The organism is Nonomuraea sp. NPDC049378 (assembly GCF_055586745.1).
Genome location: NZ_JBVJHP010000022.1, coordinates 127,655 through 148,889, shown reverse-complemented (window position 1 = coordinate 148,889; position 21,235 = coordinate 127,655). Strand labels below are relative to the sequence as shown.

Sequence of the window (21,235 nt, the reverse complement as noted above, 5' to 3'; positions counted from 1 at the left end):
ATGAGCGTACTTTCAGGAAAAGGCGCACTGGTCACCGGCGGCTCCAGAGGCATCGGCCGGGCCGTCGTGGAGCGGTTGACGGGCGACGGGGCGCAGGTCGTCTTCTGCTACGAGCGCTCCGAAGAGGCGGCGCTGCAGGTGGCCAAGGAGACGGGGGCACACGCCGTACGCGCCGATCTGGGCGACGAGGACGATCTCGAGCGGTTGTTCGCCGAGGCGGAGGCGCGGCTGCCCGGGCTTGACATCCTCGTCAACAACGCCGCGCTGAGCCTGAGCAAGCCGCTGGCCGACATCACCGGCGACGACTACGAGCGGGTCTTCGCGGTGAACACCCGGGCGGTGTTCCTGGCCACGCAGTGGGCGGGCCGCGTCATGCGCGACGGCGGGCGGATCATCACCATCTCGACGCTCAACACCCAGGTGCCCGCGCCCGGTCTGATGCTCTATTGCGGCAGCAAGGGGGCGGTCGAGCAGTTCGCCAAGGTGGCGTCGCGCGAGCTGGGCGGGCGGGGCATCACCGTGAACGTCGTCTCGTCCGGCGCGACCGACACCGACATGCTGCACGGCGCCAACCCGCCGGAGGCGCTGGAGCAGACGGAGGCGTTGACCGCGCTGCGGCGTCTCGGCAGGCCAGACGACCTCGCCGCCGTGGTCGCCTTCCTGGCGGGGCCGGACGGGCGCTGGGTCACCGGCCACAACGTGCACGCCACCGGCGGGCTGCTCGTCTGACCCGCCGGCGCGGCACCTCAGGCGGCTACAGCTGCAGCGCCTTGATCTCCAGGAACTCCTCGAGCCCGTACTCGCCGAGTTCCCGGCCCACGCCCGACTGCTTGTAGCCGCCGAACGGCGCCATCGGGTTGAACCGGCCGCCGTTGACGGCCACCTGGCCCGTGCGGAGCCTGCGGGCGACCGACACGGCGTGTTCCTCGGTGCCCGCCCAGACGGCTCCGGCCAGGCCGTACTTCGTGCCGTTGGCGATCTCGACGGCCATGTCCTCGGTCGTGTACGGGATCAGCGTCAACACGGGGCCGAAGATCTCTTCCTGCTCGATCGTCATGCCCGGCTCCACACCCGCGAACACGGTCGGCTCGACGTAGTGGCCCCGTTCGTGAGGCTGCTCGGTGCCGCCGGCGACCAGTCTGGCGCCTTCCTCCTGGCCCCTGTTGATGTAGCGGACGACGCGCTGTCGCTGGGTCGCCGACACCAGCGGGCCGATTCTGGTCGACTCGTCGAAGGGGTCGCCGACGGTGTAGCCGCGCGCCGTCTCGACGGCCAGCCGCACGGCCTCGTCGTACTGGTCGCGGTGGACGATCATGCGGGTCAACGCCGAGCAGGTCTGGCCGGCGTTGACGAAGCAGTTGGCCACGCCCACCTTGACAGCCAGGGGCAGGTCGGCATCGGGAAGGATGATATTTGCTGACTTGCCGCCCAGCTCGAGGGCAACGCGCTTGACCGACTCGGCCGCGAGCGAGGCCACCCGCCGGCCCGCGCCGGTCGAGCCGGTGAACGACACCATGTCGACGTCAGGGTGGGCGGCCATGGCCTCCCCGACCACCGGTCCACGCCCGCTCACCAGGTTGAACACGCCCGCGGGCAGACCGACCTCGTCGAAGATCTCCGCCAGCGCGTACGCCGCGAGCGGCGCCACCTCGCTCGGCTTCAGCACCACGGTGCAACCGGCGGCCAGCGCGGGACCCGCCTTGCAGATGATCTGGTGCAGCGGATAGTTCCACGGCGTGATCGCCGCCACCACCCCGACCGGCTCCTTGAGCACCAGCGAGTTGCCGGCCCGCGACTCGCGCGGATGGCTCTCCGCCAGGCGCGCGTAGGAGGACAGCACGGTCGCGGGCATGAGCGTCTGCACCTTGAGCGCGAAGCCGAGCGGCGCGCCCATGTCGGTGGCGATCGTCTTGGCGATCTCGTCAGATCGCTGTCTCAGCAGGTCAGCGGCGTCGCCGAGCAACTTCCCGCGCTCGGCGGCGGGGGTCTCCGCCCATCGAGGGAAGGCTCTTCTGGCCGCCTGCACGGCCGCATCCACGTCGCCGGGCGTGCCCGCGGGGACGCGGTCGATGATCTCTTCCGTGGCCGGGTTCGCAACCTCGATGGACTCGTCCGAAGTCGAGGCGGTCCAGGAGCCGCCGATATAGAGCTGACGCATGGCACCATCTTGACAGCGCTTGACACGGCAATGAAAGGGCTCATCCCTGGTCGGGATGAGCCTTCTCCACCACCGCCGGCTTTATTCCACCGCCAGCGTAAGACGACGCAAAGGGCATAGACGGAAACGTCAGTCGAATTGCGGGCGTTGGGTGCGCGTGCGCTTCAGCTCGAAGAAGTCCTCGTACGCGGTGACCGCCAGCACGCCGTCCCAGAGCTTGCCCGCGTCCTCACCTCGGAGGATGCGGGTGATCACGGGCCCGAAGAAGGCGTTGGCGCCGAGGCGGATGATGGGCGTGCCGACCTCCTGGCCGACGAGCGTGATGCCCTCGTCGTGGGAGGCGCGGATGGTCGGGTCCCACTCTTCGGAGTGCATGGCCTCGACGAGGCTCGTGTCGAGGCCGGCCCGCTCGAGCGCGGCCTCGACGGTCTCGCGCAGCCGCTCGGGCTCCTGGCTCCTGCCCTCGTTGTGCAGCAGCGTGCCGAGAGCGGTGTAGAGCTCGCCGACGGCCTGCTCGCCGTGCTTGGCGGCGGCGGCCGCCACCACCCTGACCGACCCCATGGCCCGGGCGGCGCGCTCGCGGTAGTCGTCGGAGACGTCTTTGTCCTCGTTGAGGATGTGAAGCGACATCATGCGCCAGCGCGGCTCGATGGGGCGAACCTTCGCCACCTCGATCAGCCACCGTGACGTCACCCACGCGAAGGGGCAGGATGGGTCGAACCACAGGTCCACGGGAATCTTTTCAGTCACGTGGGGCCATAACCTGAGGTGGTTCGGGTCCTATTCCCGCCGTGGCAGGATACCGACAAACTTCTACGAAGCGGTGAAAAGGAGCGCAACTTGGCAGGCAACCTGACCCGAGACGAGGCCCGTGAGCGCGCCCGGCTGCTGAAGGTCGAGTCTTACGAGGTCGCACTCGACCTGACGGAGGGGGACGAGCGCTTCGAGAGCGTCACGACGGTCCGCTTCGCCAGCACCAGCCCGGGCGCGTCCACCTTCATCGACCTGCACGGCGCCCGCGTGCGCAAGGTCGTGCTCAACGGCGAGGAGCTCGACGTGGCGAGCTACGACGCCGCCGCCGGGCGCTTCCCGCTGCCCTCGCTCGCCGAGGCCAACGAACTGCGCGTGGACGCCGACTGCTCCTACATGCGCACCGGCGAGGGGCTCCACCGCTTCGTCGACCCGGTCGACAAGAACGTCTACCTGCACAGCCAGTTCGAGACGGCCGACGCGCACCGCATGTACGCCTGCTTCGACCAGCCCGACCTCAAGGCCACCTTCCAACTCACCGTGCTGGCCCCGGCCAGCTGGGAGGTCATCTCCAACGCCACCGCCACCGGCGTGGAGGAGCTGCCCGAGCAGGCGGGCAAGCACGGCGCCGTGCCCGCCGCCAGGCGCTGGCAGTTCGCGCCCACCCCGGTCATCTCCACCTACATCACCGCGCTGGTGGCCGGCCCGTACCACAAGGTGACCTCCGAGCACGACGGCATCCCGCTGGGCGTCTACTGCCGGGCCTCGCTGTCCGGCCACCTCGACGCGGACAACATCTTCGAGGTCACCAAGCAGGGCTTCGACTTCTTCCACCGGGTGTTCGGGGTGCGCTACCCCTTCGGGAAGTACGATCAGCTCTTCGTGCCCGAGTTCAACGCCGGCGCCATGGAGAACGCCGCCTGCGTGACGCTCCTGGAGGACTACGTCTTCCGCTCCCGCGTCACCGACGCGGTCGTCGAGCGGCGCGCCGAGACGATCCTGCACGAGATGGCGCACATGTGGTTCGGCGACCTCGTCACCATGCGCTGGTGGGACGACCTGTGGCTGAACGAGTCGTTCGCCACCTACATGTCCGTGCTCGCCCAGGCCGAGGCCACGCGGTGGGGCAAGGGCGCGTGGACGACCTTCGCCAACGTGGAGAAGGCCTGGGCCTACCGCCAGGACCAGCTCCCCTCGACCCACCCGATCGCCGCGGACATCCCCGACATGCAGGCGGTCGAGGTCAACTTCGACGGCATCACCTACGCCAAGGGCGCCTCGGTGCTCAAGCAGCTCGTCGCCTACGTGGGCCTGGACAACTTCCTCGCCGGCGTGCGCGACTACTTCGCCGAGCACGCCTGGGGCAACACCGAGCTGAAGGACCTGCTCACCGCGCTGGAGCGCACGTCGGGCCGTGACCTGTCGTCCTGGTCGAAGGAGTGGCTGGAGACCTCGTGGGTCAACACGCTGCGGCCCTCGTTCGAGGTGTCAGGAGGCCGGTTCACCCGGTTCGAGGTGCTGCAGGAGGCGCCGGCCGACCACCCGACGCTGCGCTCCCACCGGGTCGCCATCGGCCTGTACTCCATGGCCGGCGGGGAGCTGACCCGTACGAAGCGGGTGGAGCTCGACGTGGTGGGCGCCCGTACGAACGTGGCCCAGCTCGTCGGCGAGGAGCAGCCCGACCTCGTGCTGATCAACGACGACGACCTGACCTACGCCAAGATCCGCCTCGACGAGCGCTCCTTGAAGACGCTGGTCGACGGCGGCATCGCCGCGTTCACCGAGTCGCTGCCGAGGGCCCTGTGCTGGTCCGCGGCCTGGGACATGACCCGCGACGGCGAGATGTCCACGCGCGACTACGTCAGGCTGGTCGTCTCGGGCGTGGAAACGGTCTCCGACATCACCGTCCTCCAGGCGGTGCTGCGGCAGGCGCGCATGGCCGTGCAGCAGTACGCCGACCCGGCGTGGCGGCAGGAGGGCCTTGAGCTGCTGGCCGGCAAGCTGCGCGCGCTGCTCGCCTCCGCCGAGCCGGGCTCCGACCACCAGCTCGCCTTCCTCCAGGCGTTCGCACCCGTGGCCGGCTCCGACGAGGACCTCGACCTGCTGCAGAGCATCCTCGACGGCTCGGCCGTCCCCGATGGCCTGACCGTCGACGCCGACCTGCGCTGGTCGCTCGTGCACGCGCTCGTCTCCTGCGGCCGCCTGACCGAGCCGGACATCGACGCCGAGCTGGAGCTCGACCCTACGGCGACGGGTGAGCGCTCGGCCGCGCACTGCCGGGCCGCGATCCCGACCGCCGAGGCCAAGGCCGCCGCGTGGGACCGGATCGTGGGCGGCGAGCTGGCCAACCACATCGCCCGTACGACCATCGGCGGCTTCCAGGACCCCCGCCACCCCGAGCTGCTCGACCCCTACCGCGAGAAATACTTCGCCGAGGTGGGACGGATCTACAAGGAGTGGACGTTCGACCAGGCGTCCACGTTCGCCGTGGGATGCTTCCCCGCGCTGCTCATCGAGCCGGCGACCGTCGAGGCGGCGGAGCGCTACCTCGCCGACGAGGAGCCGCCGCAGGCGTTGCGCCGGCTGATCCTCGAGGGCGCCGACGGCGTGAGCAGGGCCCTGCGCAACCGGAAGACGGACGCCGCCACCTGACGCGCCCGCCGCGGGCCCCCGCCGTCCCGGCGAGGGCCTGCGAGCTGCGCCGACTTGGCCATGGCGGCGCACCGGCGATGTTAGCCTCAAGTACGTGCTAGGCGCCGGGACCACGCTCAATGATCGCTACGTGCTGACCGGCCGTCTCGGCGGCGGCGGCATGGGCGAGGTCTGGCGTGCCGACGACACGGTTCTCGGGCGCGCGGTGGCGGTCAAGGTGCTCATGCCCGCGCTCACCGAGAACCCCTCCTTCACCCAGCGTTTCCAGAACGAGGCCAGGGCCATGGCCACGCTCCGGCATCCCGGTGTGGTCGACGTCTACGACTACGGCGTCAGCGAGGTCGACGGCCGCCAGGTGAGCTTCCTGGTCATGGAATACGTGGAGGGCGAGTCGCTCGACCACGTGCTGCGGCGCGGAGTGCTCGGCCCGGAGGTCACCATGCGGCTGGTCGCCGAGGTGAGCGACGCGCTGGCCGCCGCCCACGCGCAGGGCATCGTCCACCGCGACGTCAAGCCGGCCAACCTCATGATCAGGCCCGACGGCAGCGTGGCGCTCACCGACTTCGGCATCGCCCACTCCGCCTCCGCGGGGCATCTGACGGCCACGGGCACGATGCTCTGCTCGGCCGGCTACTGCGCCCCCGAGATGGCCACCAGCAGCGACGTGACCCCCGCGGTCGACGTATACGCCCTGGGCGTGGTGGCGTACGAGTGCCTGACCGGGCAGTTGCCGTTCCGGGGCGACACGCCCGTACAGATCATCTTCAAGCACCTCAACTCCCCCGTCCCGCGCCTGCCCACCGACGTGCCGGCCGGGCCGCGGCAGGTGGTGGAGCGGGCGCTGGAGAAGACGCCCGAGGTGCGCTGGCCGTCGGCCGCGCTGATGGCCGAGGCCGCGCGCAGGGCGCTGACCTCTCCCACCACGCTGCCCGTGCCGCGCCGCCGCCGCCCGGTGCGGGCGGTGCTCACCATCACCGCCGCCGTGGCGGTGTCTGCGGCGGTGGCGGGATTCATCTGGCTGCGTCCGGTGACGCCCACGACGGTGGGCCGGATGGAGCCGCCGACCGTCACCGCCACGGCCATGGCGACCTCGCCGTCGCCTTCGGCCACCACGAAGCAGCCGGTGCCGCCGGCCAAGCGCACCTCCAACCCCAGGCCCTCCCGCTCCACCACGGCGTTGCCGACGCCCACCCCGACGGTCACCGCCACCGAGACCGAGACCGAGACCCCGACCGTCTCGCCGACCACTCCCCAGCCCGAGCCGACCGAGGAGCCCACGACCGAGGTCCCCGAGGAGCCGACGTCTGAGCCCACGATCTCCCGGCCGCCGCCTCCGGGCGAGATCCAGTGCGTCCGGGCCCCGTGCCCGTGACAGGCCTGCAGCGCCGGCGTCCTTAGCGGCTCGCCGAACGTGAGAAAGTCTTCGCGTGGACTCGACTCGTGACCTTTTTGTCGCCCTTGCCCGCCGTTATGCCTTCGCCGACCTCGGTGCGCTGGCACCCGCAGCCGACATCGCCGAGGTGTGCGAGTTCGGTCAACGGCTGCTCTCGCTCGACGCCGAGGACTTCGCGGCCGAGGCCCGGGTGGTGCCCGCCGACCTGCGGCGGCGCGCGCGAGCCTGTCACATGCCGCAGACCCCGCGCGAGCAGCCGCGCGGAGCGCTGGAGTCCCTGCGGCCCGCGTACGAGCTGCTGCTCGAGGTGATCTCCGTACGGTGGCACAGGCGCGAGCTGAGCCCGATGATCGCCGCGGTGCACATCGCCAGCGAATACCTGCCGCTGCTGGCCTTCGAGCCGCAGCTCGGCCACGCGGGCGATCCCGCGCGCTGGCCCGAGGCGCTGAGCGTGGCGGGCAGCAGGTTCGGCGTGATCGGCGACCGGGAGTGCGACCACACGAAGTCCGAGCAGTCGGCCACCAACCGGACCCTGCGGGTGTCGGCCGAGCCGGGCGAGGGCTGGCGAGCCTACTTCGACCGCCAGCACAGCCAGGTCGCCGGCGCGCTCGCCGTGTGCGTCGCCACCTGCCGCAACCCGTGCACGGCCATGGACTGGATCGAGCCGGAGCCGCGGGCCGAGCTCCAGCTGCGCGCCCGCACGGCCCTGGCCTTCGCCGAGACCCCGCTCGTCCGGCTGCGCCACGCGGCGCCGGTGGGGCACGGATTCGGGGTGCCGTCGCCGGAGGAGGTGCTCGACGCGTGGGAGCGCAGCCGGGCCGGGCTCGACAAGAACGCCATCGGGTCGGCGGCGCTGAAGGACGACGGGTTCCCGCTGCCGGGGCTGCCCGCGCTGTTCTCGGCCGTCGCCGACGCCCCGATCGAGCCGGCGACCCTGCTCGACGGGGTCAGCCGGCACATCGTCAGCCTCCTCGAACGCGGCTGAAGCCCCGGGCGGGGATCAGCGGCGGGCCGCGGCCTGCTCCGCGAGGGCGGCTATGCCGTACAACAGGCCGCCCACCAGGTCGCCCGCGCTGAAAGAGGTGGCCATCGACATCGCGGTCAGCCGGCAGGCGCTGTCGGGCAGCCGGAGCCGGGCGGTGTCGCCGGTGACGATCTCCAGCGCCCGCCCCACGGGATCCACGAAGATCACCACGGCGCCGGCGGCCTCGTCGCCCAGGGCGGCGTGCAGGCGTTCGGCGAAGTGCCGCCTCGAGCCCTCCGGCCGGCCGATGAACAACCCGAACCGCAGGCCGCTTCGTTGCTCGGCGGCCTGCACGGCCTTCCTGATGTCGTCGGCCTGTGGGGCGGTCAGTCCGCGCATCGTCACCTCACCACCCCGCGGACGCGCCGCCGACGCGCCTGCCCGGCTCGGCCGTCTCGGCGGCGGCCACCCAGTCGTGCTCGGGAACGTCCGCCCAGTGCGCCACCCGGTCGGCCAGCACCAGCGCGGACGTGCTCACCCCGCGCTCGCTCCTTGACGGCCCGCCGACCCACACCGGCCACGATCCCTCCCGGCGCCGTGGCGCCCGGCCCGGCACCATGACCAGCAGGCTGATCAGCACGAACAGCCCCATGGACACCCCGATGAGCAAGAGCAGAATCTCCGCCGCGCTGTTCACACCCTGACCGTAAACCGCTGCGGCGGGTCCGGCCAGACCCGTCACGGGGTGTCCGGCACACAACACATGATCAGTAGGCCCCACGCCACGTTAGGATCTTCAACAGGCCCCTGGGCATCTCTAGAGAAGAACGTAAGACATACCCGGAAAACACGCGTGGAACACGATGAGCTGGGCCATAAAACTATGGACACGGCAACACTAGGAATCGATCGAACCCCCGGGCTACGGTGAGTTACGTGGACTCCGACATCCAGCGAGAAGACGGTCACAACGCGTCACCCATCTGGGTGAGCGACAAGCCAGAAAGCGAGCAGACCGCCGCCGCGAAGCCTTCGGCGCCCACCTCCACATACGCGCCGGTCAAGCGCGTGTCCGTGCGCAGCCTGCTGCAGCAGCCGCGGGTCCGCCGCCTGCGCAACCGCGCGATCCTGGCGGTGGTCGTCGGCCTCGTCGCGGGCTTCCTCGTGGGCGACTGGCGGGCCGGCGTGACCGCGGGCGTGCTCGCGGCCATCGCGGAGGCGATCTATCGGGCGCGATCCAACTCCTCCGTGCCCGCGTGGCGGCGCACGTCCGTGGCCGAGCGTCGCACCGAGGCGCAGCTGCGCAAGCTCGAGCGCAACGGCTACCGCACGCTGCACGCCAGGGCGATCCCGGACAGCGAGGCCCAGATCGACCACCTCGTCGTGGGCCCGACGGGCGTCTACGCGGTCGACTCCGAGAAGTGGGACAAGCGGCTGCCCGTGCGCGTGCAGATGGGCAAGAAGCTCTTCCACGGGCCGTTCGACATGAAGCCCCGCATCAACGAGGCCAAGTGGGAGGCGTCGCAGGCGAGCGAGCTGATCAGCAAGCTGTTCGGCCGCGAGGTCTCGGTCGTGCCCTCCCTTGCCATCTACGGGCCGCAGGTGCCCTGGAAGATCATGACGATCCGCGGCGTGGACGTCTACCAGGGTGACCGCGCCCGCAAGTGGATCACCAAGCGCGAGCGGGCGCTGACCGAGGGCGAGATCGACCGGATCTACGACATCGCCGCCCAGGTGCTCCCGGCCCGCTACGGCGAAGACTGAGCCACTTGGCGGCTTCGCGTTCGGCCGGCGGCCTCTCTCCCATCGCCGCAGGCTGAACGCCCTTCGGAGCGGCCTCTTCGTGCGCCCCGCCCGCTCCTCGTCGTGACGCGGGCGGCCGGCGGCAGTCCGATGCATGGACAGACGTCTCAGTTGCCGGGCGGGTGGCCGTAACATGTGAAGACTTGCTAGCGATGGGAGAAGCGCAATGCCGGCCCTCAGGTCACGTACAGTCACCCATGGCAGGAACATGGTCGGTGCCCGGGCCCTGCTCCGGGCGACCGGCGTAGCCGGGGGCGATTTCGGCAAGCCCATCATCGCGGTGGCCAACAGCTTCACGCAGTTCGTTCCCGGCCATGTGCATCTGCGCGAGGTCGGCGACGTCGTGGCGTCGGCCGTCAGGGAGGCCGGCGGCATCCCCCGCGAGTTCAACACGATCGCGGTCGACGACGGCATCGCGATGGGCCACGGCGGCATGCTCTACTCCCTGCCCTCGCGCGAGCTGATCGCAGACGCCGTCGAATACATGGTCAACGCCCACTGCGCCGACGCGCTGATCTGCGTGTCCAACTGCGACAAGATCACGCCGGGCATGTTGCTGGCGGCGTTCCGGCTGAACATCCCGACGATCTTCGTCTCCGGCGGGCCCATGGAGGCCGGCAAGACGCCGGGCAGGAAGCTCGACCTGATCGACCCGATGATCGCCGCCGCCGACGAGTCCGTCTCCGACGCCGACCTGCTGAAGATGGAAGAGGCCGCCTGCCCGACGTGCGGCTCCTGCTCCGGCATGTTCACCGCCAACTCGATGAACTGCCTGGCCGAGGCGATCGGCCTCGCGCTGCCCGGCAACGGCACGATCCTGGCCACGCACAAGGCCCGCAAGAAGCTGTTCGAGGACGCCGGCCGGCAGCTGGTGGAGATCAGCCGCCGCTACTACGAGGAAGACGACGAGTCGGTGCTGCCGCGCTCGATCGCGACCCGCGAGGCGTTCGAGAACGCCATGACCCTCGACGTGGCGATGGGCGGCTCGACCAACACGATCCTGCACATCCTGGCCGCGGCCCGCGAGGCCGAGGTCGACTTCGGCCTCAAGGAGATCAACGAGCTGTCGCTGCGGGTGCCGTGCCTGTGCAAGGTCGCCCCTGCCACCAGCAAGTTCCACGTCGAGGACGTGCACCGCGCCGGCGGCATCCCGGCCATCCTGGGCGAGCTCGACCGGGCCGGTCTGCTGCACCGCGACGTGTCCACGGTCAACGGCGGCACGCTCGCCGACGTGCTGGCCCGCTGGGATGTGCGCTCGCCGTCGGTCCTGCCGGAGGCCGTGGAGTTGTGGCACGCGGCGCCCGGCAACGTGCGCACGGTCAAGGCCTACTCGCAGGACAACCGCTGGGACTCCCTCGACCTCGACCGGGCCGAGGGGTGCATCCGCGACATGGAGCACTCCTACACCGCCGACGGGGGGCTTGCCGTCCTCTACGGCAACATCTCGCGTGACGGCGCGGTCGTGAAGACCGCAGGGGTCGACGAGTCGATCTGGAAGTTCAGCGGGCCCGCGGTGGTGTTCGAGTCGCAGGAGCAGGCCGTCGAGGGCATCCTGGGCGGGCGCGTCAAGGAGGGCGACGTGGTGGTCATCCGCTATGAAGGCCCCAAGGGCGGGCCCGGCATGCAGGAGATGCTCTACCCGACCTCCTTCCTCAAGGGCAGGGGCCTGGGCAAGGCCTGCGCCCTCGTCACCGACGGGCGCTTCTCCGGCGGCACCTCGGGGTTGTCGATCGGCCACGCCTCGCCAGAGGCGGCCGAGGGCGGCACGATCGCGCTGGTCGAAGACGGCGACATCATCGACATCGACATCCCCAACCGGTCGATGGAGTTGCGGGTGGCCGAGGCCGAGCTGGCGGCCCGGCGCGAGCGGCTGCTGGCCGAGCTGGGTCGCTTCCGCCCGCGCGACCGCGACCGTCCGGTCAGCGTGGCGCTGCAGGCCTACGCGGCGATGACGACGTCCGCGTCCACGGGCGCCTCGCGCGACCTGTCGCAGCTGTCGCGATAAGCGCTGCCCCTGTACGGCAGGCGACCGGGTTCTCGCCTGCCGTACAGGCTCTTCCCTCGCCGCACAGATTTTCGAAAATTGTCAGTGGTCGTCCGTATTCTTGGGGTATGACGACAGTCGTGAAGCACGATACTCGCCCGCTGACGACCGCCGAGATCGCCGCCCTCGCCCTCTCCCTCGCCCACCTCGGAGCGGGCCCGCAGGCCGTCACCGCCAGGCGTGGCCTGCAGCACGCACTCGAGCACCTGGAGCTCGACGACGACGTCATCTCCACCACCCTCGCGACCCTCACCGAGCCGCTGCCCATCGACGTCGCCTCCCGGGCCAGGCTCATGGCCGACGCCATCACCAGCCGCCTCATGATCCGCCTCCACTACCGCGACGCCTACGGCACCGTCACCGCGCGCGACGTCGAGCCGGTGACCTGCCTGGTCCACCGCGAATACTGGTATCTGGTCGGCGTGTGCAGGATGCGCCGGGCCATCAGGGCGTTCAGGTTCGACCGGATCATCGCGGTCGAGCCCACGCTCACGCCGTCCCGACCGCATCTCGCCGACCGGTTCCTGCCGTTCCAGCGCCGCAAGCGCGCCAGGGCCGCGTAGGAACCTCACCACCGGTTCGACCTGCCGCCCCCGGCCGCCGGGCCGGTGGCGGCAGGCCCCGGAGGATCTCGCCGTCCTGCTGTCATGGGCATCCGGGATGCCGGCCGGGCGGCCCGCCACGCGCGCCCGGCCGGGCGCGACCGTCGACGCCACCGGGGCGTGACGCTCAGGAGGAGCAGCAGCCTCCGCCGCAACAACCGCCGCCGCCCTGGGGTGCGGCCGCGCCGCCCGTCATGGACACCGTGGACAGCAGCTTCACCGTGTCGTCGTGGCCCTCGGGGCAGGCGGCCGGGTCGTTGGCGGCCGACATGGAGCGGGAGACCTCGAACGTGGAGCCGCAGGCGCGGCAGCGGAAGTCGTATCGCGGCATGCGCCGAGTCTACCTCCGGCCGCCGTGCGGCCACCAAGGGCCGCCGCGCCCGGCCGTCAGTAGGTGAGATGCGCGTAGTCGGACACCGGCTCGTAGCCGATGGCCTGGTAGATGGCGTTGCTCGTCGGGTTGTCGAGGTCGGTGAAGAGCACGACATGGTCGCACCGCTCGGCCAGGCCCGTCTGGCTGGCGAACGCCGTGACGGCGGCGCCGTAGCCGCGCCTGCGGCACGAAGGCGGTGTGTAGACGGGCCCGATGCGGCAGACCCCGCCGGCCGCCGGTGACAGCCCGGCGAACGAGACCGGCGCCCCGTCCATCTCCCACACGAACAGCTCGCGGCGCGCCAGCCGCTGCGCCGCCCGCTCGGCCAGGTCGGCCGCGGGCATCGCCACCTCGTCGTGGAACGCGTGATACCAGCTCACCAGCAGCGGGAAGTCGCCCGGGACGGCGACCCTGCCCCGGCCCGGCACGTCGGGCACGGTGAGCGCGCCGAGGCGGTAGAGCCGCTCCGACACCGCCCTGCCGGGCTTCCCGAGCAGCCGGATGGCCTCGGAGGTCAGCTCGACGGGGCCCACGAGCGCGGGCAGCTCGCGGTCGAGCGCCTCGACCAGGGGCGCGACGGCCTCGACGGGCATCGAGAACAGGCCGATGGGATGCGGCGGGGTGCGGAAGACCGCGCCGCGAACCTCGCCGTCCACCGTCCACCAGCCGAAGAGCGGGTCCTTGGCGGGCATGCCCGCACGCAGGTTGGCGAGGACGGTCAGCGGGACGGTGTTGCGCACCGGGTCGCCGAGCAGGAAGGGCTCGGCGACCGCGGCGTATTCCTCAACCTCTGAGGTGAAGGTCCACATGCCTGCTCATGGTGTCAGGACGCGAACCTCCGCATCAAAACCTTTCAGGCCGCGGCCTCGAGGTAGGGCGCCCACTGCGGGTCTCCGACGAGCGAGGCGCCGATGAGCCTCCAGTGGGCGCCCCGTGGCACCGCCGGGCTGACGCGGAGCGTCCACCCCAGCTCCTCCAGGTATTTGTCGGCCTTCCTGTGGTTGCAGGTCGTGCAGGAGGCGACGCAGTTCTCCCAGGTGTGCGTGCCTCCCCTGGACCGCGGGATGACGTGGTCGATGGTCTCGGCCCGCTGCCCGCAGTAGGCGCAGCGGTAGTCGTCGCGTCGCATGAGAGCGGCCCTGGTCAGAGGGATGCGCGACCGGTAGGGAATGCGGACATATCTGCGGAGCCTGATCACCGAAGGCACGTCGAGCGTACGGCTCGCGGAACGCAGCACCGCGCCCCGGCCGTCGCGGTGCACGACGTCGGCCTTCTCCCGCAGCACCAGCACGATGGCCCGGTGCAGCGAGAGGGTGGTCAGCGGCTCGTAGGTGGCGTTGAGCAGCAGGACTTGGCGCATCATCGGGCCTCTCCCTGCTGCGCGCGTATCAAAGGGGACATGCCGCGGCATGTCCCGCCTGTCGGGCCCTCCTGGGGCACTCGTGCTTCCGTCACGTGGACCTCCGCCGGACGGCCCAGCGGATGGTCACCACGGCACCGTCCTGTCACCAAGTCTGGCGTTTGTACCGTGGTCCCCGCCACCCCAAAAGCATCCGGCGGACTGACTAAAGGGACGCACGGTACGTTTTATGCCCGCTCGACCAGCGCTTTACGCATCCCCGTTGGCATAGGGTTCCTGGCATGACGCGAGAGCCGTACCCGACCGCACGACGCGAAGAAACCAGTGACATCCTGCACGGAACACCCGTGCCCGACCCCTATCGGTGGCTCGAGGACCCCGACGGTCCCGAGACCAAGGGATGGCTGCTCGCGCAGGCCGAGCTGTTCGGCCGGGAGCGCGGTCCGCAGCGTTTCAAGAGCCGCATCGCCGAGTTGCTCAGGTCGGGCTCGGTGGGCGTGCCGGCCTGGCGCGGCGGGCGCCACTTCTTCTCGCGCCGCACCCCCGACCAGGAGCACGCCGTCTACTACGTCGTCGAGCCCGACGGCACCGAGCGGGCGCTGATCGACCCCATCGAGATCGACCCCTCCGGTCTGACCACGCTCGACGCGGTGCAGCCCGACAAGGAGGGCCGCCTGCTCGCCTACCAGATCTCGGTGGGGGGCAACGAGGAGTCGGTCCTCTACATCATGGACGTCGCGACGGGAGAGCGCGTCGAGGGGCCCATCGACCGCTGCCGCTACTCCCCCGTCGCCTGGCTGCCCGGCGGGGAGGCGTTCTACTACGTGCGCCGGCTGCCGAGCACCGAGGTGCCGGAGAACGAGACGCAGTTCCACCGCCGCGTCTACCTCCACCGCGTCGGCACCTCCACCGAGGACGACGTGATGATCTTCGGGCAGGGCCTGAAGCTGACCAACTACTACGGCGTCTCCGTCTCGCGTGACGGGCGCTGGCTGCAGGTCTCGGCGCACGAGGGCACCGCGCCGCGCAACGACATCTGGGTGGCCGACCTGACGGAGTCCCCCGCCGACCGGCCCGAGCTGCGGGTGGTGCAGGAGGGCGTGGACGCGCAGTCGGCGCTGGTGTTCGGCCGCGACGGCCGCCTCTACGTCCACACCGACCGCGACGCGCCGCGGGGCAGGGTGTGCCTCGCCGACCCGGCCGCGCCGGGGTTCGAGACCTGGCGCGACCTCGTCCCCGAGGATCCCGAGGCGGTGCTGAGCGACTTCGCGATCCTCGACGACCTCGAGCGCCCGGTCATGCTGGTGGGCTGGACCCGCCACGCCATCAGCGAGATCACCGTGCACGACCTCGAGACCGGCGAGCGCGTGGGCGAGGTGCCCGCGCCCGGCCTCGGTTCCATCGGCGGCATCGCCGAGCGTCCCGAGGGCGGCCACGAGGCGTGGTTCGGCTACACCGACAACACCACGCCGCCCACCATCCAGCGCTACGACGCCCGCACGGGCGAGACCACCCTCTGGGCCGCCTCTCCCGGCGCGGTCGAGGTGCCGGAGGTGCGCACCTCGCAGGTCGTCTACCGGTCTCACGACGGCACCGACGTCCGCATGCTGGTCATCTCCCCGGCCGGCGACGCCTCCGGCCCCCGCCCCACGATCCTCTACGGCTACGGCGGCTTCGGCCTGTCCATGACGCCCGGCTACTCCGCCTCGATCCTGGCCTGGGTGGAGGCGGGCGGCGTCTACGCCATCGCCAACCTGCGGGGCGGCGGTGAGGAGGGCGAAGAGTGGCACCGCGCGGGCATGCTGGCCAACAAGCAGAACGTGTTCGACGACTTCCACGCGGCCGCCGAGCACCTCATCGCCACCGGCGTCACCACGAAGGAGCAGCTCGGCATCTCCGGCGGCTCCAACGGCGGCCTGCTCGTGGGCGCCGCGCTGACGCAGCGGCCCGACCTCTACTCCGCCGTCGTCTGCTCCGCGCCGCTCCTCGACATGATCAGGTACGAGAAGTTCGGGCTCGGCGCCACCTGGAACGTCGAATACGGTTCCGCCGACGACCCCGAGCAGTTCGCCTGGTTGCGGGCCTACTCGCCCTACCACCACGTCGACGAGGGGCTCGCCTATCCCGCGACGCTCTTCACCGTCTTCCAGTCCGACACGCGCGTGCACCCGATGCACGCGTGGAAGATGTGCGCGGCGCTCCAGCACGCCACGACGGGCGGGCGTCCCGTGCTGCTGCGCAACGAGACGGAGGTGGGCCACGGCGCCCGCTCGGTGAGCAGGACGGTCGACCTGTCGGCCGACACGCTCACCTTCCTGGCACGGCACACCGGCTTGTAACCTCGGCGGCATGAACGCGTTGGGGCTGGCCATGCTCGAGGCCGCCCCCAGTGCCCTCCTGCGCCCCTACGTGACGCGTCTGTGCGCCTACAGCGAGCGATACGCCGAGCCGGTGACCAGGTCCGAGACGGCGATGCCGGGGGCCGTGCTGATCCTCGCCTTCGGCACGCCGATGGAGGTGCAGGGGCAGCGGGTCTCTGCGTTCGCGGGCGGGCTCGGCGACCGCTTCACCGTCACGCGCACGATGGGGCCGACGGAGGGTGTGGAGGTGTTCCTCACGCCGTTCGGGGCGCGCCGGCTCTTCGGCCTGCCGATGCGGCATCTGACCAACCGGGTCGTGCCGGTCGGCGACCTGCCAGGGGCGTGGGAGGACACGGTGGTCGGCAGGCTGGCCGGGACGCCGTCATGGCGTGCCCGGCTGGCGCTGGCCGACCGGCTCCTGTGCGAGCGCATCCTGTCCGGCCCTGAGGTCGGTCCTGAGCTGCCGTGGGCGTGGGCCCGGCTGCTGGAGTCGGGAGGCCGCCTGAGCGCGTCGTCGCTGGCCGAGTCGCTCGGCTGGAGCCATCGCCATCTCGTCGCCCGTTTCCACGACCAGATCGGGCTCACGCCGAAGACGGCCGCGCGGGTGATCAGGTTCGGCAGGGCGGCGCGGCTGGTGCGGGCGGGCATCCCCATCGCGCTGGCGGCGGCGGAGTGCGGCTATTACGACCAGGCCCACATGAACCGTGAGTTCCGGGTGCTGGGCGACACGACGCCCGGTCAGATTCGTCCAAGACCCGAGCCGCCGGAGCGGGCACGCTCAGACGCATGAGCAGAACCGTCTACGCACTGGCCAGATACCACGACTGCCAGGCCGCGCTCGACTTCCTGATCACCGCGTTCGGGTTCAGGGTGCACGAGGTGGCCAAGAACGACGAGGGCGCCGTCAACCACGCCGAACTGATCGTCGGGGACGACATCATCATGATCGGCCAAGGTGAGCCCGGCGGGCCGGGGATCTACGTCGCGGCCGACGACGTCGACGCCCACCACGACCGCGCGAGGGCCGCGGGGGCCCGCATCACGATGGACCTCGTGGACCAGCCGTACGGGTCACGTGAGTACGGCTGCGCGGACCCGGAGGGCAACGCCTGGTACTTCGGGACGTACCGGCCCTGACGGGTTCATGCCGGGCTCCTGTCGGGTTTCTGACGGGTTTCTGTCGGTGGCGCCTGCCACGATCCGGGGGCATGACCAACGATCCGCTCGCCCCCTACCGCTGGCTCCAGGCCGCCGACGGCGACCCGGGCAACCCCCTGGGCGACATCTTCTGCGTGTCCTTCTTCCGCGGCCTCGGCCCCGCCGAGGTGCTGCGCCGCTTCGGCCCGGCCGAGCCGCCGGGCAGGGAGATGGGCTTCGCCGAGCTGGACGAGGAGGTCCACGCGTTCGTCGAGGAGACCGCCGGGGGTGACGGCGGCGGTCACGTCGGCGTGGTCCCGCTCGGCGAGTGGTCCGTCGCGATCGAGTTGTGGGGCTGGACGGCGACGTCGCCGGAGGTCATCGAGCCGCTCTCGCGGGGTTGTGAGGTGGTGACCGTCAGCAGGCACGACTACGCGGAGGACGATTTCAGCTACGCGATCGACGGCGCCGTCGTCACCACCTTCCGGCCCATCATGCCCAGCGAGCGGCACGGCGATGACAAGGACCGGCTCAACGAGCTGATGCGCGAGGTGGGGCTGACCCCCGAGGAGGATGACGACGGGTGGGAGGCGCGGTGGGAGGACATGTCGGCCAACGGCCTGGCCCGGGCGTTCCTGCTGGCGGCCCGGATCACCGGGGTGGAGTTCACCGCCGGCCTGTTGTCGGGCCCGCTGCTCGTCGGCGCCATCGGCGAGCCCTAGAAGAGCTCAGCGGGGGAAGACGACCGTCTTGTGCCCGTCGAGCAGCACGCGCTGCTCCGCGTGCCACGTGACGGCCCTGGCCAGCGCCACGCACTCCACGTCACGCCCGATGGCCGCGAGGTCCTCGGGCGAGTGACTGTGGTTGACCCTGGCCACCTCCTGCTCGATGATCGGCCCCTCGTCGAGGTCGGAGGTCACGTAGTGGGCGGTCGCGCCGATCAGCTTGACCCCGCGGTCGTGGGCCTGGCGATAGGGCCTGGCGCCCTTGAACGACGGCAGGAACGAGTGGTGGATGTTGATGGCCCGGCCCGCGAGCTTCTCGCAGAGCTCCTCCGACAACACCTGCATGTAGCGGGCCAGCACCACCATGTCGACCTGATAGTGCTCGACCAGCGCCAGCACCTCGGCCTCCTGCCTGGCCTTGGTCTCGGGCGTGATCGGCAGGTGGTGATAGTCGATGCCGTGCGCCTGGGTGAGCGGGCGCAGGTCGGGATGGTTGGAGGCCACCGCGACGATCTCGATGTCGAGCGACTTGGCCCGCACCCGGTAGAGCAGGTCGTTCAGGCAGTGGTCGAACTTGCTGACCATGATCAGCACCCGCGGCCTCACCGCCACGTCGCGCAGCCTGAACTCCATGCCGAAGTCGGGCGCGAGCTCGGCGAAGGCGCTGGTGATCTCGTCCTCCCCCAGCGGGCCCGCGAACTGCACGCGCATGAAGAACCGCTGGGCGGCCCTGTCCCCGAACTGCTGGCTCTCGATGATGGTGCAACCGCGCCCGGCCAGCAGGCCGGAGACGGCGGCCACCACACCGGGCCGGTCGGGACACGACAATGTCAGGATGTATTCGGCGGGATCGGTCATGCTTCACTCTCGCGGGCGTGGGGTCAGCGGGCGCCTTGCGGTCGGTGCAGGCAGCGTACAACCGTGGCGACCACGTCCGAGAGTACCTGCCGCCGATGTGCGGTCGGGGGCGGCGAAGTGTCCGGTCACAGGCAGGTGAGCAGGGGTTGACCCCACAACCTTCAGCCGGGGCGAACACCCTGATAACTGGATCTTCATCCATCTTCCACACGAACACGGGTAGTTCGTCGTCATCAGGAAAGACTGTATCCGGGGGTCACGGGGCAGTCGTCTTTCCGCCATGAGTGCCGTGAGTGGATCGAGGTGGCCCCGCCCGGGCAGGGCGGGCCGGGATGGAGCGCTTGCCGTTGGACGCCGTCGTGCTGATCGTGGTCGCCGGTCTGTTCGCCGTCGTCTCCGGCGTCAACGACGGCGGCGCCGTCCTGGCGACGGGCCTCAAACTGCCCACGGTGCGCCCCGCGACCGGTGTTCTCGTGCTGGTGCTGATGGTGGCGCTGGTTCCGCTGGTCACGCACAAGGTGGCGCTCACGTTCGTGACCAGGCTGGCCACCTTCGACGAGCCGGGCGGGCGCCTCGCGATGACGTGCGCGGTGGTCTCGGCGCTCATCGTGGTGACCGTGCTCAGCGCGAAGGGCCGGCCGACCAGCCTCACACTCGCCGTCGTGGGCGGTCTCACCGGCGCGGGGCTGGGCTGGGGGCTGCCGGTCTCGGCGGGGTCGGTGGGGCTGGTGCTGGCGTTCGGGCTGGCGGCTCCCTTCGTGGGGGGCCTGCTGGCCTGGGCGCTCATCCGGGTCCTGGTCTCGGTGACCACGGCGCGCGCGCTGCCGCGCTGGCACTGGGCGGGCTTCCTGCTCCAGACCCTCGCGTACGCGGCCAACGACGGCCAGAAGATGCTGGCCGTGTTCATGATCGCGATGGGCTTCACGGACGCGCCGCCGGCGTACACGTCGCTGGTGGCCGTCCTGTTCGGCCTCGGCACCCTGTACGGCCTGCCGAAGGCGGGCCGTACGCTCGGCCGCGAGATCATCGCCTCCCGGCCCCCGCACGGAGTCGTGGCCGAGCTGGCCGCCGGCACGGCGGTGATCGCCTCCGCGGGCGTCGGCATGCCGGTGAGCATGACCCAGTCCATCGCCGGCGGGCTCATCGGCGCGGGCGTCGCGCAGGGCGGCGGCCGGGTCCGCTGGTACGCCGCCGTCAAGATCGTTGTGGCCTGGGTGCTGACCCTGCCGGCGAGCGGACTGCTCGGCTGGGCACTGGCGTCGATGGTGAAGGGGATCGCGAGCGTGGACCTGTCATGAAAGGGAGGACGAGCGGTGGAGCGCCGTTGCGCATCGAAGGCGGCCGGGTCGTGAAGCGGCTGCGGCGGATCCGGGACCTCATGACCGGCCGTATGGACAGCGCGCTCACGGAGGCGCTGCTCGGGCAGCTCGAAGCCACCAAGGAGGGCGCGTGGCTGGCCATGGCCATGATCGGCGGTGAGGTGGGCAGGACGGGCGCGCATGAGCAGATGCGCTCGATCGAGCACCTCGGCGACGAGGAACGGGCCCGGCTCGTCGACGAGCTCAAGACGGCCCTGGTCACGCCCATCGACCGCGAGGACCTGTTCAGGCTGTCGCGCTCGATCGACGACGTGCTCGACTCGCTGCGGGACTTCGTGCGCGAGTCCCATCTCTACCGGGTGCCCGACCAGATCCGCTTCACCCCCCTGCTCGACCAGGTCATCGTCGGCATCGACGCCCTGGAGAACGCCGTCCGCGACCTCGCCTCCCGGCCCTCCGCGGTGGTGCAGGACGCGCTGGAGGCGAAGAAGGCGGGTGGGGCCATCCGGCGCATGTACCAGTACGAGATCTCGCGGATCTTCTCGGGGGAGCTCACCGCGGACGCGATGAAGCAGCGCGAGCTGGTGCGCCGCCTTGAGATCGTGGGCGTGTCCATCGGCGACGCCGCCGACGCGATCGCCGACGGCGCGATGAAGCGCTGAAGCGCCGCCCTTGGCGAAGACCGGCATTGATCTTCCCGCGGTTGGTTGCCCGGCCCGGCGCCGCCGGGCTCCACT

Annotated in this window: 21 protein-coding genes; 13 read left to right on the top strand and 8 right to left on the bottom strand. The window is 70.8% G+C overall.

Going from position 1 to position 21,235, the window contains the following annotated elements:
• A complete protein-coding gene (locus ACZ6SA_RS38945; protein WP_347649008.1) occupies positions 1-729 on the top strand; it encodes an SDR family oxidoreductase in 729 nt (242 codons plus the stop codon).
• 25 nt (positions 730-754) lie between these two features.
• On the opposite strand, the gene ACZ6SA_RS38940 is transcribed toward ACZ6SA_RS38945, so the two are convergent.
• Positions 755-2,158 (bottom strand): aldehyde dehydrogenase family protein, encoded by a 1,404-nt coding sequence (locus ACZ6SA_RS38940; RefSeq protein WP_347649009.1) that lies wholly within the window; start codon positions 2,156-2,158, stop codon positions 755-757.
• Positions 2,159-2,287: 129 nt separating this feature from the next.
• Positions 2,288-2,908 carry a mycothiol-dependent nitroreductase Rv2466c family protein gene (locus ACZ6SA_RS38935; RefSeq protein WP_465833878.1) on the bottom strand — a complete coding sequence of 207 codons (621 nt, stop codon included), beginning with the start codon at positions 2,906-2,908 and terminating at the stop codon, positions 2,288-2,290.
• A gap of 90 nt (positions 2,909-2,998) precedes the next feature.
• Between ACZ6SA_RS38935 and pepN the strand changes: the two genes are divergently transcribed.
• From pepN to ACZ6SA_RS38920, 3 genes are all read left to right on the top strand, one after another.
• Positions 2,999-5,560, top strand: coding sequence for an aminopeptidase N (gene pepN, locus ACZ6SA_RS38930; protein ID WP_347649011.1), 2,562 nt, complete (start codon positions 2,999-3,001; stop codon positions 5,558-5,560).
• Positions 5,561-5,654: 94 nt separating this feature from the next.
• Positions 5,655-6,932: a serine/threonine-protein kinase gene (locus tag ACZ6SA_RS38925; protein WP_465833875.1), complete on the top strand. Its 1,278-nt coding sequence runs from the start codon at positions 5,655-5,657 to the stop codon at positions 6,930-6,932.
• 55 nt (positions 6,933-6,987) lie between these two features.
• The gene (locus ACZ6SA_RS38920; RefSeq protein WP_443156149.1) at positions 6,988-7,938 is read left to right on the top strand and encodes a hypothetical protein; all 951 of its coding nucleotides are present in this window, start codon (positions 6,988-6,990) and stop codon (positions 7,936-7,938) included.
• A 15-nt stretch (positions 7,939-7,953) separates the two neighbouring features.
• On the opposite strand, the gene ACZ6SA_RS38915 is transcribed toward ACZ6SA_RS38920, so the two are convergent.
• Both ACZ6SA_RS38915 and ACZ6SA_RS38910 read right to left on the bottom strand, forming a co-directional pair.
• Entirely contained in the window at positions 7,954-8,316 is a 363-nt protein-coding gene (locus ACZ6SA_RS38915; protein WP_347649142.1) for a DUF5130 family protein, read from the bottom strand.
• A 7-nt stretch (positions 8,317-8,323) separates the two neighbouring features.
• On the bottom strand, positions 8,324-8,614 hold the full coding sequence (locus tag ACZ6SA_RS38910) for a hypothetical protein (RefSeq protein WP_443156148.1): 291 nt from the start codon (positions 8,612-8,614) through the stop codon (positions 8,324-8,326).
• 239 nt (positions 8,615-8,853) lie between these two features.
• Between ACZ6SA_RS38910 and ACZ6SA_RS38905 the strand changes: the two genes are divergently transcribed.
• The 3 genes from ACZ6SA_RS38905 to ACZ6SA_RS38895 all read left to right on the top strand — a co-directional run bounded on the left by ACZ6SA_RS38905 (position 8,854) and on the right by ACZ6SA_RS38895 (position 12,327).
• Complete coding sequence (locus tag ACZ6SA_RS38905) at positions 8,854-9,681, top strand: nuclease-related domain-containing protein (protein ID WP_347649015.1); 828 nt, start codon at positions 8,854-8,856, stop codon at positions 9,679-9,681.
• 205 nt (positions 9,682-9,886) lie between these two features.
• The gene (gene ilvD / locus ACZ6SA_RS38900; protein ID WP_347649016.1) at positions 9,887-11,725 is read left to right on the top strand and encodes a dihydroxy-acid dehydratase; all 1,839 of its coding nucleotides are present in this window, start codon (positions 9,887-9,889) and stop codon (positions 11,723-11,725) included.
• Positions 11,726-11,832: 107 nt separating this feature from the next.
• Positions 11,833-12,327 carry a helix-turn-helix transcriptional regulator gene (locus ACZ6SA_RS38895; RefSeq protein ID WP_465833872.1) on the top strand — a complete coding sequence of 165 codons (495 nt, stop codon included), beginning with the start codon at positions 11,833-11,835 and terminating at the stop codon, positions 12,325-12,327.
• Positions 12,328-12,493: 166 nt separating this feature from the next.
• Here the strand turns inward: ACZ6SA_RS38895 and ACZ6SA_RS38890 are convergent, their stop codons facing one another.
• The 3 genes from ACZ6SA_RS38890 to ACZ6SA_RS38880 are packed head-to-tail and all read right to left on the bottom strand — an operon-like array spanning position 12,494 to position 14,099.
• Positions 12,494-12,697, bottom strand: coding sequence for an FmdB family zinc ribbon protein (locus tag ACZ6SA_RS38890; RefSeq protein ID WP_347649017.1), 204 nt, complete (start codon positions 12,695-12,697; stop codon positions 12,494-12,496).
• A gap of 56 nt (positions 12,698-12,753) precedes the next feature.
• Entirely contained in the window at positions 12,754-13,548 is a 795-nt protein-coding gene (locus ACZ6SA_RS38885) for a GNAT family N-acetyltransferase (RefSeq protein WP_347649018.1), read from the bottom strand.
• A 44-nt stretch (positions 13,549-13,592) separates the two neighbouring features.
• Complete coding sequence (locus ACZ6SA_RS38880; protein ID WP_347623960.1) at positions 13,593-14,099, bottom strand: HNH endonuclease; 507 nt, start codon at positions 14,097-14,099, stop codon at positions 13,593-13,595.
• 281 nt (positions 14,100-14,380) lie between these two features.
• Between ACZ6SA_RS38880 and ACZ6SA_RS38875 the strand changes: the two genes are divergently transcribed.
• From ACZ6SA_RS38875 to ACZ6SA_RS38860, 4 genes are all read left to right on the top strand, one after another.
• Positions 14,381-16,438, top strand: a complete 2,058-nt coding sequence (locus ACZ6SA_RS38875; RefSeq protein WP_347649019.1) for a prolyl oligopeptidase family serine peptidase — start codon at positions 14,381-14,383, stop codon at positions 16,436-16,438.
• A 10-nt stretch (positions 16,439-16,448) separates the two neighbouring features.
• The gene (locus ACZ6SA_RS38870; protein ID WP_347649020.1) at positions 16,449-17,249 is read left to right on the top strand and encodes a helix-turn-helix domain-containing protein; all 801 of its coding nucleotides are present in this window, start codon (positions 16,449-16,451) and stop codon (positions 17,247-17,249) included.
• Positions 17,246-17,596, top strand: coding sequence for a VOC family protein (locus ACZ6SA_RS38865; RefSeq protein WP_347649021.1), 351 nt, complete (start codon positions 17,246-17,248; stop codon positions 17,594-17,596). The genes ACZ6SA_RS38870 and ACZ6SA_RS38865 overlap by 4 nt, the downstream gene beginning before the upstream one ends.
• 71 nt (positions 17,597-17,667) lie before the next feature.
• Entirely contained in the window at positions 17,668-18,318 is a 651-nt protein-coding gene (locus tag ACZ6SA_RS38860; protein WP_347649022.1) for a DUF6461 domain-containing protein, read from the top strand.
• A gap of 6 nt (positions 18,319-18,324) precedes the next feature.
• On the opposite strand, the gene purU is transcribed toward ACZ6SA_RS38860, so the two are convergent.
• A complete protein-coding gene (purU, locus tag ACZ6SA_RS38855) occupies positions 18,325-19,179 on the bottom strand; it encodes a formyltetrahydrofolate deformylase (RefSeq protein WP_347649023.1) in 855 nt (284 codons plus the stop codon).
• Between the two features lie 341 nt (positions 19,180-19,520).
• On the opposite strand from purU, the gene ACZ6SA_RS38850 reads away from it, so the two are divergent.
• Positions 19,521-20,477: an inorganic phosphate transporter gene (locus ACZ6SA_RS38850; protein ID WP_347649024.1), complete on the top strand. Its 957-nt coding sequence runs from the start codon at positions 19,521-19,523 to the stop codon at positions 20,475-20,477.
• A 26-nt stretch (positions 20,478-20,503) separates the two neighbouring features.
• Positions 20,504-21,160 (top strand): DUF47 domain-containing protein, encoded by a 657-nt coding sequence (locus tag ACZ6SA_RS38845; protein ID WP_347649025.1) that lies wholly within the window; start codon positions 20,504-20,506, stop codon positions 21,158-21,160.
• Positions 21,161-21,235: the final 75 nt, after the last annotated feature.